Origin of the sequence: Pseudomonas sp. IT-P100 (genome assembly GCF_949767185.1) — a bacterium.
In the GTDB taxonomy this organism is placed as follows: Bacteria; Pseudomonadota; Gammaproteobacteria; order Pseudomonadales; family Pseudomonadaceae; genus Aquipseudomonas; species Aquipseudomonas fluorescens_B.
The window spans coordinates 294,385-309,855 of the sequence record NZ_CATKQK010000011.1 but is presented as its reverse complement, the minus strand read 5'-3'; the positions used below and the strand labels follow the sequence as shown (position 1 = coordinate 309,855).

Genomic DNA, 15,471 nt, shown 5'->3' with positions numbered 1-15,471 from the left:
TGCCAGCTGTATGGCCTGGACCTGGAAAATAAGTGAGAATGCGGGCCAAGGGCGGCCGGCAAATCGCGCCTATCATATCCAAGATTCGTTACTAGCTTAAGGCCCAAGGTGCAAATGAAACGATCTGCTTTCTTTATCTCCGATGGCACCGGCATCACAGCCGAAACCCTGGGTCAAAGCCTCCTGGCGCAGTTCGAAAACATTACCTTCAGCAAATTCACGCGACCGTACATCGACAACGTGGATAAAGCGCGGGCCATGGTACAACAAATCAACAAAGCCGCCGAAACCGACGGCTTTCGGCCGATCATCTTCGACACCATCGTCAATCAGGACATTCGTGAGATCCTCGCGACGTCCAATGGTTTCATGATCGACATTTTCTCGACCTTCCTGGCACCGCTTGAACAGGAACTGACCGAGCATTCTTCCTATACCGTCGGCAAGTCTCACTCGATCGGCGGCAACTCCAACTACATGGAGCGCATCGAGGCGGTGAACTTCGCCCTCGACAACGACGACGGCGCGCGCACGCATTATTACGACAAGGCCGACCTGATCCTAGTGGGGGTGTCGCGTTGTGGTAAGACACCGACGTGCCTGTACATGGCCATGCAATTCGGCATCCGCGCGGCCAACTACCCGCTGACCGAAGACGACATGGAACGCCTGACCCTGCCAAACGCCCTGCGCGCCCACCAGCACAAACTGTTCGGCCTGACCATCGACCCGGACCGCCTCACCGCGATCCGCAACGAGCGCAAGCCCAACAGCCGCTATTCGAGCTACGCGCAGTGCGAGTTCGAAGTGCGCGAGGTGGAGAATCTGTTCCGTCGCGAGAACATTGCACACATCAATTCCACGCATTTTTCCGTTGAAGAGATTTCGGCGAAGATTCTGGTGGAGAAAGGCGTGGAGCGGCGGTTCAAGTAATTCTCTGTTGCCTGTTCTGGCCTCATCGCTAGCAGGCTGGCTCCCACAGTTGATCTGCGGTGAACACAAATCAACTGTGGGAGCAGCCTGCTAGCGATTGAACGATAACGCGGTCCTCTAGATAACAAACAAATCCACAAACCGGTTCACCGGCGTCGCCTCAAGCCGCTCCTGATCCTTGCACAACGCAAAAATCTCCTCGCTACGCTGACCCGTGAATCGTGTCAGCAGGTTCGCCCTGAACTTGTCTTCCAGCAGCGGAATACCTTCCGCACGGCGCCGACGATGGCCGATCGGGTATTCAACCACCACCTTCCCGGTGCCGGACCCGTCCTTGAAAAACACCTGTATCGCATTGGCGATCGAGCGTTTGTCCGCCTCCAGGTATTCGCGGGTGTATTGCGGGTCTTCGACGATGACCATTTTTTCGCGCAGCACATCGATGATCGGATGCGCCGCATGGAAGTCATCTTCGTACTGCTCGGCCACCAGATTGCCGAAGGCCAGCGGCACGGCGGTCATGTACTGGATGCAGTGGTCGCGGTCCGCCGCATTGGCCAGCGGGCCGACCTTGGAAATAATGCGGATCGCCGACTCGTGGGTGGTGATGACGATTCTGTCGATCTCGTGCAGGCGATTCCTGACTTGCGGATGCAACGTCACAGCCGCTTCGCAAGCGGTTTGCGCGTGAAATTCGGCAGGGAAGCTGATTTTGAACAGCACGTTTTCCATCACGTAGCTGCCATAGGAGCGGGTGAAACGGAAGGCACGCCTGTCTTCGGGCTTGAGCGCCAGGTCGTTGTTGGTGTGGCTGAACGACACGTCGTAGAAGCCCCACTGCCTGGCGGTCAGCACCCCGGGAATGCCCATCTCGCCACGCATCGCGATGTCCGCCAGACGCACACCTCGACTGGTCGCATCGCCCGCCGCCCAGGATTTGCGTGAACCGGCATTCGGCGCATGCCGATAGGTGCGCAACGCTTGCCCGTCGGCAAAGGCATGGGACAGCGCGGACAGCAACTGCTCGCGATTGGCGCCCATCAGTTTGGCAGTAACGGCGGTCGAAGCGACTTTCACCAGGATGACGTGATCAAGGCCTACACGGTTGAAGGAGTTTTCCAGCGCGATCACGCCCTGAATCTCATGGGCCATGATCATGGCTTCAAGGACGGCGCGAACGGTCAGCGGCGCGTCGCCATTGGCCAGGCGCTTTTGCGACAGGTGATCGGCCACCGCGAGAATGCCGCCGAGGTTATCGGACGGATGGCCCCATTCAGCGGCGAGCCAGGTGTCGTTGTAGTCGAGCCAGCGCACGATGCAGCCGATGTCCCACGCCGCTTTGACCGGGTCGAGACGATAGCTGGTACCGGGTACGCGGGCGCCGAACGGGACGACGGTGCCTTCGACGATCGGCCCGAGGTGTTTGGTGCATTCGGGGAAACGCAGCGCCAGCAAGCCGCAGCCGAGGGTGTCGATCAGGCAGTTGCGGGCAGTGTCCAGAGCTTCCCTGGACTCGATCTTGAAGTTGAGGACGTAATCGGCAATGTCCTGCAGGACCGTGTCGTAGTCGGGGCGGTTGTTTTGGTCGACGTTGGTGCTCATGTTCGATTCACTCGTGAAGTGGTTCGTTGATGGGACCTCGGTTCAGGGCAATCTCAGTTAATGAAAAATTCTTATGATTGAAATGCAGTCCACTGTGGGAGCGAGCCTGCTCGCGATTGCGGTGTATCCGTCGACATCAATGCTGGATGTCAGTCCGCCATCGCGAGCAGGCTCGCCCCCACAGGGTTTTGTGTTTATCTCTGGTTCCGTGTCGGGTTCAGAAAGAATCTCCCGGCACGCGAACAAACCCTTCCATCAACACCCGCGCACTGCGGCTCATGATAGCTTTGTTCACTGTCCATTCACCGTCCACCAGGCTGGCCTCGGCACCGACGCGCAAGGTGCCCGACGGATGGCCGAAACGCACGGCATTGCGCTCGACGCCGCCCGCTGCGAGGTTTACCAGCGTGCCGGAAATGGCGGCGGCAGTGCCGATAGCGACCGCCGCAGTGCCCATCATCGCGTGGTGCAACTTGCCCATGGACAATGCGCGCACCAATAGATCGACATCACCTGCCGCAATCGCTTTACCGCTGGACGCGACGTAATCCGCAGGCTTGGCCACAAAGGCAACCTTGGGCGTGTGCTGGCGCTTCGCGGCTTCATCCAGATTGGAAATCAGCCCCATGCGCAGCGCACCGTAAGCACGAATGGTCTCGAACATCGCCAGTGCTTTCGGATCACCGTTGATAGCGCCCTGCAACTCGGTGCCGGTGTAACCGATGTCTTCGGCATTGACGAAAATAGTCGGGATACCCGCATTGATCATGGTTGCCTTGAACGTCCCGACGCCGGGCACTTCGAGGTCGTCCACCAGATTCCCGGTAGGAAACATCGAACCGCCACCGCCCTCCTCTTCCGCCGCCGGGTCCATGAATTCGACCTGCACTTCGGCTGCCGGAAAGGTCACGCCGTCGAGTTCGAAATCACCGGTTTCCTGCACCTCACCATTGGTGATCGGTACGTGGGCGATGATGGTCTTGCCGATGTTGGCCTGCCACACGCGCACCACCGCCACACCGTTGTGCGGAATGCGGCTGGCGTCCACCAGGCCGTTGCTGATGGCGAACGAACCGACCGCCGCCGACAGGTTGCCGCAGTTGCCGCTCCAGTCCACGAATGGCTTGTCGATGGAGACCTGACCGAACAGGTAATCGACGTCGTGATCGGCCTTGAGGCTTTTCGACAGGATTACGGTTTTACTGGTGCTGGAAGTCGCGCCGCCCATGCCATCGATCTGCTTGTCGTACGGGTCGGGGCTGCCGATCACCCGCAGCAACAGGGCGTCGCGCGCCGGGCCGGGAATCTGTGCCGCTTCGGGCAGGTCTTTCAGGCTGAAAAATACGCCTTTGCTGGTGCCGCCGCGCATGTAGGTGGCGGGGATTTTGATCTGGGGTGCGTGAGCCATGGGTGCTCCTTCAAGACAGACACGGGACTTGAAGTCCCGCGTCCGCACAGCTTGATTTAGACGGCAACCGCCGATTCTTCGAGGAAGTCCTGCGCGAAGCGTTGCAGCACGCCGCCGGCCTCATAGATCGACACTTCTTCAGCGGTGTCGAGGCGGCAGGTCACCGGCACTTCGACGCGCTCACCGTTCTTGCGATTGATCACCAGCGTCAGCTCGGCGCGCGGTGTGCGTTCGCCGATCACGTCGTAGGTTTCGCTGCCGTCGATGGCGAGCGTGTGGCGGTTGGTGCCCGGTTTGAACTCCAGCGGCAACACGCCCATGCCCACCAGATTGGTGCGGTGAATACGCTCGAACCCTTCGGCGGCAATCGCTTCCACACCCGCCAGACGCACGCCTTTGGCCGCCCAGTCGCGGGACGAACCCTGACCGTAATCGGCGCCGGCGATGATGATCAGCGGCTGCTTGCGTTCCATGTAGGTTTCGATGGCTTCCCACATGCGCATGACCTTGCCTTCCGGTTCCACGCGGGCCAGCGACCCCTGCTTGACCTTGCCGTTTTCCTGGACCATTTCGTTGAACAGTTTCGGGTTGGCGAAGGTGGCGCGTTGCGCGGTCAGGTGGTCACCGCGGTGCGTGGCGTAGGAGTTGAAATCCTCTTCCGGCAGGCCCATTTTCGCCAGGTATTCGCCGGCGGCGCTGTCGAGCATGATCGCGTTCGACGGCGACAGGTGATCGGTGGTGATGTTGTCCGGCAGCACCGCCAGCGGGCGCATGCCCTTGAGCGGGCGCGCACCTGCCAGCGCACCTTCCCAGTACGGCGGACGGCGGATGTAGGTGCTCATCTCGCGCCAGTCGTACAGCGGCGTGACCTTAGGACCGGTGTCTTCGTGGATGGCGAACATCGGGATGTAGACCTGACGGAACTGCTCAGGTTTGACCGAGGCTTTCACCACCGCGTCGATCTCTTCGTCGCTCGGCCAGATGTCCTTCAGGCGGATTTCCTTACCGTTTGCGTCCAGGCCCAGCACATCTTTTTCAATGTCGAAACGGATGGTGCCGGCGATGGCGTACGCCACCACCAAGGGCGGCGAAGCGAGGAATGCATTCTTGGCGTAAGGGTGAATCCGCCCGTCGAAGTTGCGGTTGCCCGAGAGCACGGCGGTGGCGTACAGGTCGCGGTCGATGATCTCTTGCTGGATCACCGGGTCCAGCGCGCCGGACATGCCGTTGCAGGTGGTGCAAGCAAAGGCCACGACGCCGAAACCGAGTTGTTCCAGTTCGTCCGTCAGGCCCGCTTCATCGAGGTACAACGCCACGGTTTTCGAACCCGGTGCCAGGGACGACTTGACCCACGGCTTGCGGGTCAACCCGAGCTTGTTGGCATTGCGCGCCAGCAGGCCGGCGGCAATCACGTTGCGCGGGTTGCTGGTGTTGGTGCAACTGGTGATGGCGGCGATGATCACCGCGCCGTCCGGCATCTGGCCAGGTACGTCGTCCCATTTCCCGGAGATGCCTTGCGCGGCGAGGTCAGACGTAGCAACGCGAGCGTGCGGGTTGCTCGGGCCGGCCATGTTGCGCACTACCGAGGACAGGTTGAAGGTCAGGCCGCGCTCGTATTGCGCACCCTTCAGGCTGTCGGCCCACAGGCCGGTGGTCTTGGCGTAGTTCTCGACCAACTGTACTTGCTCGTCTTCACGGCCGGTGAGTTTGAGGTAGTCGATGGTCTGTTGGTCGATGTAGAACATCGCCGCGGTGGCGCCGTATTCCGGGGCCATGTTGGAAATGGTTGCGCGGTCGCCGAGGGTCAGCGCGGAGGCGCCTTCGCCGAAGAACTCCAGCCACGCGCCGACGACTTTTTGCTTGCGCAGGAACTCGGTCAGCGCCAGCACCATGTCGGTGGCGGTGATGCCCGGTTGCAGTTTGCCGGTCAGTTCGACGCCGACGCTTTCCGGCAGACGCATCCACGATGCGCGGCCAAGCATCACGCTCTCGGCTTCCAGGCCACCGACGCCAATGGCGATCACACCCAGGGCATCGACGTGCGGGGTGTGACTGTCGGTGCCGACGCAGGTATCAGGGAACGCCACGCCATCGCGCACCTGGATCACCGGAGACATTTTCTCCAGGTTGATCTGGTGCATGATCCCGTTGCCGGGCGGAATCACGTCAACGTTCTTGAACGCTTTCTTGGTCCAGTTGATGAAGTGGAAACGGTCTTCGTTGCGACGGTCTTCGATGGCGCGGTTCTTCTCGAACGCGTCCGGATCGAAACCACCGCGCTCGACGGCCAGGGAGTGGTCGACGATCAGTTGTGTTGGCACCACCGGGTTCACTTGCGCCGGGTCGCCACCTTGCAGGGCGATGGCGTCACGCAGGCCGGCGAGGTCGACCAGCGCGGTCTGGCCGAGAATGTCGTGGCACACCACGCGGGCCGGGAACCATGGGAAGTCGAGGTCGCGTTTGCGCTCGATGAATTGCTTCAGGGATTCGGTGAGCGTGGCCGGGTCGCAGCGACGCACCAGGTTTTCCGCCAGCACGCGGGAGGTGTACGGCAGGGTGTCGTAGGCGCCGGGCTGGATGGCTTCGACCGCCGCACGGACGTCGAAGTAATCCAAATGGCTGCCGGGCAGCGGTTTACGGAATTCAGTGTTCATCGTCAGGACTCGGTCACGGTAGTTTCAAAAGGTGGGGCCTGGCATAGCACCTGAAATGCACACAATCCACTGTGGCAGCGAGCCTGCTCGCGAAAGCGGTGTATCAGCCGACATCGATGTTGAATGTCAGTCCGTCTTCGCGAGCAGGCTCGCTCCCACAGGGATCTGCGTAGCGTTCAGATCCCGGTGCAGGCCTTCACCATTCAGCGTTGTTCGATTGGCACGAACTTGCGCTGTTCGACGCCGACATACTCGGCGCTCGGGCGGATGATGCGGTTGTTGGCACGCTGTTCGAACACATGCGCCGCCCAGCCGGTCAGGCGCGAGCAAACGAAAATCGGCGTGAACAACTTGGTCGGAATACCCATGAAGTGGTACGTCGACGCATGGTAGAAGTCAGCGTTCGGGAACAGTCTCTTCTGTTCCCACATGGTTGCGTCGATGGCTTCGGACACTGGAAACAACACGGTGTCGCCCACTTCGTCAGCGAGTTTTTTCGACCAGCCCTTGATCACCTCGTTACGCGGATCGTTGTCCTTATAGATCGCGTGGCCGAAGCCCATGATCTTGTCCTTGCGCGCCAGCATGCCGAGGGTGCCCTCGACCGCCTCTTCCGGCGACGAGAAACGCTCGATCATTTCCATCGCCGCTTCGTTGGCGCCGCCGTGCAGCGGGCCGCGCAGGGAACCGATGGCCGCGGTGATGCAGGAGAACAGGTCGGACAGGGTCGATGCACACACCCGAGCGGTGAAGGTCGAAGCGTTGAACTCATGTTCCGCGTACAGGATCAGCGAAACGTTCATCACTTTGACGTGCAGGTCGCTTGGCTTCTTGCCGTGCAGCAGGTGCAGGAAGTGGCCGCCAATGGATTGTTCGTCGCTCACGCAGTTGATGCGTTTGCCGTCGTGGCTGAAGCGATACCAGTAACACATGATCGCCGGAAACGCGGCCAGCAGGCGGTCGGTTTTGTCGTGCTGCTCGGAGAAATCCATCTCCGGTTCGATATTGCCCAGGAACGAGCAACCGGTGCGCATCACGTCCATCGGGTGGGCATCCGCGGGGATGCGCTCCAGCACTTCCTTGAGCGCTTGCGGCAGGTCGCGCAACTTGCCCAGTTTGTTGATGTAGGCGTCCAGTTGCGCCTGGGTCGGCAGTTCGCCGTACAGCAGCAGGTAGGCCACTTCTTCGAACTGGGCGTCAGCCGCCAGTTCGCGAACGTCGTAGCCGCGGTAGGTCAGGCCTGCGCCCGACTGGCCCACGGTGGACAGTGCGGTTTGCCCGGCAACCTGGCCACGGAGCCCGGCGCCACTGAGTACTTTTGCTTCGGCCATTGCTGTCTCCAGTTTTCTTGAATTTGTTAGGGAATCGGCAAATTTGGGTGTTGCCAAAAAGATCGCAGCCTTCCGCAGCTCCTACATCGACTGCGTCCGGCAACATCCCCGTAGGAGTTGCCGGGTGAAACGAGGCTGCGATCTTTGGATCTTTACTTCTTCGCGGCAAACAACGCATCGAGCTTCTGCTCGAAGGTGTGGTAGTCGATGCGATCGTAAAGCTCCATGCGCGTCTGCATGGTGTCGATCACGTTCTGTTGCGTGCCGTCGCGGCGGATCGCGGTGTAGACATTTTCCGCGGCCTTGTTCATGGCGCGGAAGGCCGACAGCGGGTACAGCACCAGCGACACATCCGCTCCTGCAAGTTGCTCGGTGGTGTACAGCGGCGTCGCGCCGAACTCGGTGATGTTGGCCAGGATCGGCGCTTTCACGCGGCTGGCGAACAGTTTGTACATCTCCAGTTCGGTGATCGCTTCCGGGAAGATCATGTCGGCGCCAGCCTCGATGCACGCCGCAGCGCGATCCAGTGCGGACTCCAGACCTTCCACCGCCAGGGCGTCGGTGCGGGCCATGATCACGAAGCTGTCATCGGTGCGCGCATCAACCGCCGCTTTGATGCGGTCGACCATTTCCTGCAGCGACACGATTTCTTTGTTAGGACGGTGACCGCAGCGCTTGGCGCCGACCTGGTCTTCGATATGAATCGCCGCCGCGCCGAACTTGATCATCGACTTGACGGTGCGCGCGACGTTGAACGCCGAGGAGCCGAAACCGGTGTCCACGTCCACCAGCAGCGGCAGGTCGCAGACGTCAGTGATGCGGCGCACGTCGGTCAGCACGTCGTCCAGGCTGGTGATGCCCAGGTCCGGCACGCCGAGTGAGCCGGCAGCCACCCCGCCACCCGACAGGTAAATCGCCTTGAAACCGGCGCGCTTGGCCAGCAGCGCATGGTTGGCGTTGATCGCGCCAACCACTTGCAGCGGATGTTCGCTGGCGACCGCATCGCGGAAACGCTGGCCTGGAGTGCTCTTGTTGGAACTCATGACTCACCTCGTTCAGTGGCTGTCTTAGTGGCGCCGTCCTGGTAATGACGGGCGATATTGCGTTTGGAGGCGCCGATGTGACGGCGCATCAACAACTCGGCCAGTTCACCGTCACGGTCGGCGATGGCGTCGAGAATCCGGTGGTGCTCGGCAAAGGCCTGGCGCGGGCGATTGGGCGTGGTGGAAAACTGGATGCGGTACATGCGCACCAGTTGATAAAGCTCGCCGCAGAGCATCTGCGTCAGGGTGCGGTTGCCGCTGCCCTGGATGATTCGGTAGTGGAAGTCGAAATCGCCTTCCTGCTGGTAATAACCGACACCGGCCTGAAACGCCGCATCGCGCTCGTGGGTTTCAAGGACGTGGCGCAGTTCGTCGATTTCTTCGACGGTCATGCGTTCCGCCGCGAGACGGCAGGCCATGCCTTCGAGGGATTCGCGGATTTCGTAGAGTTCCAGCAGCTCGGCGTGACTCAGGGAAACCACTCGCGCCCCGACGTGCGGCACGCGAACCAGCAGGCGCTGGCCTTCCAGACGGTGGATCGCTTCGCGCAGCGGACCGCGACTGATGCCATAGGTGCGCGCCAGTTCCGGCTCGGAGATTTTGCTGCCCGGGGCGATCTCGCCCTTGACGATGGCCGCCTGAATGCGTCGAAAGACGTTCTCGGAAAGTGTTTCCGAATCGTCCTGAGCAATGATCGGGGGATCGAGTTGATCCAGCATATTGTCGACACCTTGAAAGCTGATGCGGCAAAAACTAGCGAATATAGGCCTGGCAGTCAAAGGATAAATGGATATTGTCGACAATCGTCTAATAACCGGCCGCACCATAACGAAGCAGCATCTCTGTTTATAGCCGCCTCCCGGCGCTGGCGCCATGAAACCACCGTGCTAGAATGCCGCCCGCATTTGTTTGTGACATCTGCACGGCCTGTCATAAATAGCTGATAGGCATACGAGGGAGCTTGCGCAGCGATGCCAGGGCCTTGAATCGAAACACGGACCGCTGCGCACCAGGATTTATGAGACTCAAGCCCTTCCCCACCTTCCTTTATATGCTCTGCCTGCCCGGTGTCGCCGCGGCGGGGGAAAAAACCGTGTACGGCCTCAACGAGTACGCCTCGCTGGACGGCATCAACCTGGAAGTCGCGGCCAAACTCGACACCGGGGCGAAAACCGCCTCCCTGAGCGCCCGCGACATCAAACGCTTCAAGCGCAACGGCGAATCCTGGGTGCGCTTCTATCTGGCGATCGACGCGGCGCACTCGCACCCGATCGAACGGCCACTGGCCCGCGTCAGCAAGATCAAGCGCCGCGCCGGCGACTACGATCCGGACGAAGGCAAGAAATACACCGCCCGTCCGGTGATCGAGCTGGATATCTGCATGGGTTCGGCTTTACGCAGCATCGAAGTGAACTTGACCGACCGAAGTGCCTTCCAATATCCGCTCCTGATCGGCTCCGAAGCGCTCAAGCGCTTTGATGCGCTGGTCGACCCCAGCCTTAAATACGCTGCTGGCAAACCCGCCTGCGCCACCGACGCTCATACCGCAGAGTAATTCCAATGCGCTCTCTTACCCTCCATCTGAAAATGCTGATCGCCATCCTGGTGGTGCTGGGCATTTCAGTTACGGCCTATCAGATTTTCGTGCTCGGCATTCCCGTGACCGAAGACGCCACCGACGACTTGTGGAACATCGACGCCAAGGTCGAGTTCGTCGCCAGTGCCAAGGACCCGGTCAAGATCCAGATGTTCGTGCCGCCTCTGAGCCGCGATTACGTCAGCCTGAATGAAAGCTTCATCTCCAATAATTACGGCGTGGCCGTAAACCGTGTCGACGGCAACCGCAAGGTCACCTGGTCGGCGCGCCGGGCCAAGGGCAACCAGACGCTTTATTACCGCCTGGTGCTGACCAAGCGCTACACCGGTGAAAAATCCAAGATCAAAGGCCCGACCTTCCGCGACAGCATCGCCGTCGAAGGCCCGGAAAAAATCGCCGCCGAAGCCCTGCTCGCGCCGATTCGCCAGCACTCGGCCGACGTCGAAACCTTCATTGGCGAGGCGATCAAGCGGGTCAACAACGTCAATGACGACAACGTGAAACTGTTGCTGGGGGGTGATCCGTCCAGTGGGCACAAGGCCAAAATCGTTGAACTGGTGCTGTCTATCGCCCACGTGCCGGTGGAAAAGGTCCACACCATCCGTCTGGTCGCCGACCAACCGCAAACACCTGAACTCTGGCTGCGCAGCTTCAACGGCACCGACTGGCTGTACTTCAACCCGGAAACCGGCGAGCAAGGCCTGCCGACCGACCGCCTGCTGTGGTGGACCGGCGATGAAAACCTGATCACTGTCGATGGCGGCAAGAAAGCCACCGTCACGTTCAGCATGAACAACAGCGAAATGAACGCCATTCGCCTGGCCAAGCTGACCGACGAAAACACCGACGCCAACTTCCTCGAATACTCGCTGTACGGCCTGCCGCTGCAAACCCAGCAGACCTTCATGATCATGGTGATGATCCCGATCGGCGTGCTGGTGATCCTGATCCTGCGCAACCTGATCGGCTTGCAGACCCTCGGCACCTTTACCCCGGTGCTGATCGCCCTCGCCTTTCGCGAAACCCAGCTCGGCTTCGGTATCGTGCTGTTTACCATCATCACCGCGCTGGGGCTCTCGCTGCGCTCGTACCTTGAGCACCTGAAACTGCAGATGTTACCAAGGCTGTCGGTGGTGCTGACGTTTGTGGTGGTACTGATCGCAGCGATCAGCCTGTTCAGCCATAAGCTCGGCCTGGAGCGCGGGTTGTCCGTGGCGCTGTTCCCGATGGTGATTCTGACCATGACCATCGAGCGCCTGTCGATTACCTGGGAAGAACGCGGTTCCGGGCATGCGATGAAAGTCGCGATCGGCACCTTGTTTGCCGCCACCCTGGCACACCTGATCATGAGCGTTCCAGAGCTGACCTACTTCGTGTTCACCTTCCCGGCGGTCCTGTTGATTCTGGTGGGCTTCATGCTGGCGATGGGACGCTATCGTGGTTATCGCCTGACTGAACTGGTGCGTTTCAAGGCGTTCCTGAAGAAGGCTGACGTCTGATGTTCGGCTTCTGGAAGACCTGGAAGGCCCTTGAAGCCCGGGGCATCATGGGGATCAACCGGCGCAACGCAGACTACGTGCTCAAGTACAACAAGCGCAGCCTGTACCCGATCGTCGATGACAAGATCATCACCAAGGAACGGGCGATCGCCGCCGGCATTCATGTGCCGGAACTGTATGGCGTGATCTCCACCGAGAAAGAGATCGACAACCTCGACAAGATCATCGGCGGACGCAACGACTTCGTGATCAAACCGGCCCAGGGCGCGGGTGGCGACGGCATCATTGTGGTTGCCGACCGTTTCGAGGGGCGTTATCGCACAGTGTCCGGCAAGATCATCAGCCATGAGGAAATCGAGCACCATATCTCCAGCATCCTGACGGGCCTCTATTCGCTGGGCGGTCACCGGGATCGTGCGCTGATCGAATACCGCGTGACACCCGATCAGATTTTCAAAAGCATCAGTTATGAAGGCGTGCCGGATATCCGCATCATCGTGCTGATGGGCTACCCGGTGATGGCGATGTTGCGCCTGCCGACGCGCCAGTCCGGAGGCAAGGCCAACCTGCACCAGGGCGCCATCGGTGTCGGTGTCGACCTCGCCACCGGCCTGACCCTGCGCGGCACCTGGCTGAACAACATCATCACCAAACACCCGGACACCACCAACGCGGTGGACGGTGTGCAACTGCCCTACTGGGACGGTTTCATGAAACTCGCCGCCGGCTGTTACGAGCTGTGCGGGCTGGGTTACATCGGTGTCGACATGGTGCTGGACCAGGAAAAGGGACCGCTGATTCTCGAGCTGAATGCCCGGCCGGGGCTGAACATCCAGATTGCCAATGATTGCGGGCTGACGTTGCGCACCCATGCGGTCGAGGCGCGACTGGAAGAGCTGAAGGCTCGCGGGATCACCGAGACGGTGCAGGAGCGGGTCGAGTTTGTTCAGGAGATGTTCGGGCATATTCCGGCCGTCGAAGGCTGACCTTGTGGCGAGGGGATTTATCCCCGTCGGACTGCGTAGCAGGCCTGATTTTGGGGACGCTTCGCTGCCCGACGGGGATAAATCCCCTCGCCACAGGCCTAGCGCCAGCCGCTGCCAATCGGTCACTTCACGACATCCCCTCTAGGAGCAATTCCCCGAGGGGACTACAATCGCCACCCCGCCTCGATGGCTGATCTGCCCCGCCCATGCTGACCTGTTCCGTACACCCGCTGCCCTATCGTGCCAACCCCGCCGAGTACTTCGCGGCGATCCGTCATGCTCCTGGTGCCGTGCTGCTCGACAGTGGCCGGCCAACGGCCGATCGCGGGCGTTATGACCTGCTCAGCGCCTGGCCGCTCGAGCAACTGACGGTGTTGCCTGACGAAAGTGGCAGCGATTTCCTTCAGCGTCTGCGCACAAACCTGACACGACTCGGCGAAGCGGCAGTTCCGTTTGATCTGCCCTTCGCTGGCGGCTTGATGGGCTATCTGAGCTATGACTTCGGTCGGCATCTGGAACACCTGCCCAGTCAGGCGCGGGACGATCTTCAATTGCCCGATGCGCGTTTCGGACTCTACGACTGGGCGCTGATCAGCGACCACCAACGGATGACCAGTCAGTTGGTGTTCCACCCGTCACTGATCGACAGCGAACGTCAGCGCCTGATTACGCTGTTCACTCAACCTGCGGTCGCAGCGGTCGAGGCATTTCAACTGAAAGCGCCGATGCAGGCCGATCTGAGCGCTGATCAATATCGCCAGGCACTAGAGCGTATTCAGCAGTACATCCAGGCTGGCGATTGCTACCAGGTCAACTTCGCCCAGCGTTTTCGCGCCGAGTGCGAAGGCGATCCATGGGCCGCTTACTGCGCGTTGCGCGCGGCGTGCCCGACGCCCTTCTCCGGCTTCCAGAGCCTGCCGGACGGTGGCGCGGTGCTGAGCCTGTCACCTGAGCGCTTCGTCAAAGTCAGCGAACGCCACGTTGAAACGCGCCCGATCAAAGGCACCCGTCCCCGTGGCCTGACTGCCGCCGAAGATGCGGCGAACGCCGCCGAATTGTTGGCCAGCCCCAAGGACCGCGCGGAAAACCTGATGATCGTGGATCTGTTGCGCAACGATCTGGGCCGCACTTGCCGTATCGGCTCGGTGCGGGTGCCTGAGTTGTTCAGTCTGGAAAGCTATCCGAATGTGCATCACCTGGTGAGCAGCGTGACCGGTGAACTGGCGGATGACCGTGATGCCCTGGACCTGATCGCCGGCAGCTTCCCGGGCGGCTCGATTACCGGAGCGCCGAAGATTCGCGCGATGCAGATCATCGATGAGCTGGAGCCGACCCGACGCGGGTTGTATTGCGGTTCATTGCTGTATCTGGACGTGCGCGGCGAGATGGACAGCTCCATCGCGATTCGCAGCTTGCTGGTGAAGGACGGGCAGGTGTGTTGCTGGGGCGGCGGCGGGATCGTGGCGGATTCGGAGTGGCAGGCCGAGTATCAGGAATCGATCACCAAGGTGAAAGTACTGCTCGACACCCTGCAAAACCTTTAGCTTGTGGCGAGGGAGCTTGCTCCCGCTGAGGTGCGAAGCGCCCCCAAAACCAGACGCCGCACACCTTCAGTCAGAACGCATTCGCCGGTTTTACGGCTGGTCTTCAGCCGAGCGGGAGCAAGCTGCCACAGGGTTGCGACTACAAACTCAACGCCCGATTCGAAGCCTTGATGAACTCCTGCTTCAAATCCTCAAAGGTGTGCACCGCCGGGAATTGCGGAAACTCGCGAATCACGTTATCCGGCGCATGGAACAGAATCCCCGCATCCGCCTCGCCCAACATCGTGGTGTCGTTGTACGAATCCCCCGCTGCAATCACTCGGTAATAAAGGCTCTTGAACGCCAGAACCGACTGACGTTTCGGATCTTTCTGACGCAGCTGATAGCTCGTCACTCGCCCGGCGTCGTCGGTAATCAGACGATGACAGAGCAAGGTCGGGAAGCCCAACTGACGCATCAGCGGCTGGGAAAACTCATAGAACGTATCCGACAGGATCGTCACCTGAAAGCGCTCGCGCAGCCAGTTGACGAACTCGACAGCGCCGTCCAGCGGCTTGAGCGTGGCGATCACTTCCTGGATATCGGCGAGTTTCAGGCCATGCTCGTCGAGGATCCGCAGGCGCTGCTTCATCAGCACGTCGTAGTCGGGAATGTCCCGGGTGGTGGCCCTGAGGGATTCGATCCCGGTTTTTTCGGCGAACGCGATCCAGATTTCCGGGACCAGCACACCTTCCAGATCCAGACAGGCAATTTCCACAAGACACCCCATTTGTATTGATTATTGAGTCGAGCGAGCAAAAGGACTGCCGAACTCTAGCGACTCGGGCGGGCGTGCGCAACGCAGAGGGCGCGCCAGCCACCGCAGGATTTTGTT

At 60.5% G+C, this 15,471-nt stretch carries 12 protein-coding genes; 5 read left to right on the top strand and 7 right to left on the bottom strand.

The features are described from left to right. Positions 1 to 114: 114 nt before the first annotated feature. Positions 115 to 933: a pyruvate, water dikinase regulatory protein gene (locus ACM6IQ_RS09590; RefSeq protein ID WP_008027418.1), complete on the top strand. Its 819-nt coding sequence runs from the start codon at positions 115 to 117 to the stop codon at positions 931 to 933. A gap of 117 nt (positions 934 to 1,050) precedes the next feature. Here the strand turns inward: ACM6IQ_RS09590 and prpD are convergent, their stop codons facing one another. The 6 genes from prpD to ACM6IQ_RS09560 form a co-directional block, all read right to left on the bottom strand. Then, on the bottom strand, positions 1,051 to 2,535 hold the full coding sequence (prpD, locus tag ACM6IQ_RS09585) for a 2-methylcitrate dehydratase (protein WP_414878603.1): 1,485 nt from the start codon (positions 2,533 to 2,535) through the stop codon (positions 1,051 to 1,053). A 217-nt stretch (positions 2,536 to 2,752) separates the two neighbouring features. Next, complete coding sequence (prpF, locus tag ACM6IQ_RS09580) at positions 2,753 to 3,943, bottom strand: 2-methylaconitate cis-trans isomerase PrpF (protein ID WP_414878602.1); 1,191 nt, start codon at positions 3,941 to 3,943, stop codon at positions 2,753 to 2,755. 56 nt (positions 3,944 to 3,999) lie between these two features. Beyond that, on the bottom strand, positions 4,000 to 6,597 hold the full coding sequence (acnD, locus tag ACM6IQ_RS09575; protein WP_414878601.1) for a Fe/S-dependent 2-methylisocitrate dehydratase AcnD: 2,598 nt from the start codon (positions 6,595 to 6,597) through the stop codon (positions 4,000 to 4,002). Positions 6,598 to 6,800: 203 nt separating this feature from the next. Then, positions 6,801 to 7,928, bottom strand: coding sequence for a 2-methylcitrate synthase (gene prpC / locus ACM6IQ_RS09570; protein WP_017337455.1), 1,128 nt, complete (start codon positions 7,926 to 7,928; stop codon positions 6,801 to 6,803). Between the two features lie 152 nt (positions 7,929 to 8,080). Beyond that, a complete protein-coding gene (prpB, locus tag ACM6IQ_RS09565) occupies positions 8,081 to 8,971 on the bottom strand; it encodes a methylisocitrate lyase (RefSeq protein ID WP_017337454.1) in 891 nt (296 codons plus the stop codon). Continuing rightward, entirely contained in the window at positions 8,968 to 9,687 is a 720-nt protein-coding gene (locus ACM6IQ_RS09560; RefSeq protein ID WP_193393024.1) for a GntR family transcriptional regulator, read from the bottom strand. The genes prpB and ACM6IQ_RS09560 overlap by 4 nt, the downstream gene beginning before the upstream one ends. A gap of 302 nt (positions 9,688 to 9,989) precedes the next feature. Here ACM6IQ_RS09560 and ACM6IQ_RS09555 point away from each other — a divergent pair, with 302 nt between their 5' ends. From ACM6IQ_RS09555 to pabB, 4 genes are all read left to right on the top strand, one after another. Continuing rightward, a complete protein-coding gene (locus tag ACM6IQ_RS09555) occupies positions 9,990 to 10,526 on the top strand; it encodes an ATP-dependent zinc protease (RefSeq protein ID WP_017337452.1) in 537 nt (178 codons plus the stop codon). A gap of 5 nt (positions 10,527 to 10,531) precedes the next feature. After that, a complete protein-coding gene (locus ACM6IQ_RS09550) occupies positions 10,532 to 12,067 on the top strand; it encodes an inactive transglutaminase family protein (protein ID WP_017337451.1) in 1,536 nt (511 codons plus the stop codon). Next, positions 12,067 to 13,053 carry an alpha-L-glutamate ligase-like protein gene (locus ACM6IQ_RS09545; protein WP_253438844.1) on the top strand — a complete coding sequence of 329 codons (987 nt, stop codon included), beginning with the start codon at positions 12,067 to 12,069 and terminating at the stop codon, positions 13,051 to 13,053. The genes ACM6IQ_RS09550 and ACM6IQ_RS09545 overlap by 1 nt, the downstream gene beginning before the upstream one ends. Positions 13,054 to 13,259: 206 nt before the next feature. Continuing rightward, positions 13,260 to 14,597, top strand: a complete 1,338-nt coding sequence (gene pabB, locus ACM6IQ_RS09540) for an aminodeoxychorismate synthase component I (protein WP_414878600.1) — start codon at positions 13,260 to 13,262, stop codon at positions 14,595 to 14,597. A 139-nt stretch (positions 14,598 to 14,736) separates the two neighbouring features. Here the strand turns inward: pabB and thrH are convergent, their stop codons facing one another. After that, entirely contained in the window at positions 14,737 to 15,354 is a 618-nt protein-coding gene (gene thrH / locus ACM6IQ_RS09535; protein ID WP_017337448.1) for a bifunctional phosphoserine phosphatase/homoserine phosphotransferase ThrH, read from the bottom strand. Positions 15,355 to 15,471: the final 117 nt, after the last annotated feature.

Bases quoted from the DNA above. Each gene is read 5' to 3' on its own strand.
- ACM6IQ_RS09590 (WP_008027418.1), top strand. From the start codon at position 115: ATGAAACGATCTGCTTTCTTTATCTCCGATGGCACCGGCATCACAGCC.
- prpD (WP_414878603.1), bottom strand. From the start codon at position 2,535: ATGAGCACCAACGTCGACCAAAACAACCGCCCCGACTACGACACGGTC.
- prpF (WP_414878602.1), bottom strand. From the start codon at position 3,943: ATGGCTCACGCACCCCAGATCAAAATCCCCGCCACCTACATGCGCGGC.
- acnD (WP_414878601.1), bottom strand. From the start codon at position 6,597: ATGAACACTGAATTCCGTAAACCGCTGCCCGGCAGCCATTTGGATTAC.
- prpC (WP_017337455.1), bottom strand. From the start codon at position 7,928: ATGGCCGAAGCAAAAGTACTCAGTGGCGCCGGGCTCCGTGGCCAGGTT.
- prpB (WP_017337454.1), bottom strand. From the start codon at position 8,971: ATGAGTTCCAACAAGAGCACTCCAGGCCAGCGTTTCCGCGATGCGGTC.
- ACM6IQ_RS09555 (WP_017337452.1), top strand. From the start codon at position 9,990: ATGAGACTCAAGCCCTTCCCCACCTTCCTTTATATGCTCTGCCTGCCC.
- ACM6IQ_RS09550 (WP_017337451.1), top strand. From the start codon at position 10,532: ATGCGCTCTCTTACCCTCCATCTGAAAATGCTGATCGCCATCCTGGTG.
- ACM6IQ_RS09545 (WP_253438844.1), top strand. From the start codon at position 12,067: ATGTTCGGCTTCTGGAAGACCTGGAAGGCCCTTGAAGCCCGGGGCATC.
- pabB (WP_414878600.1), top strand. From the start codon at position 13,260: ATGCTGACCTGTTCCGTACACCCGCTGCCCTATCGTGCCAACCCCGCC.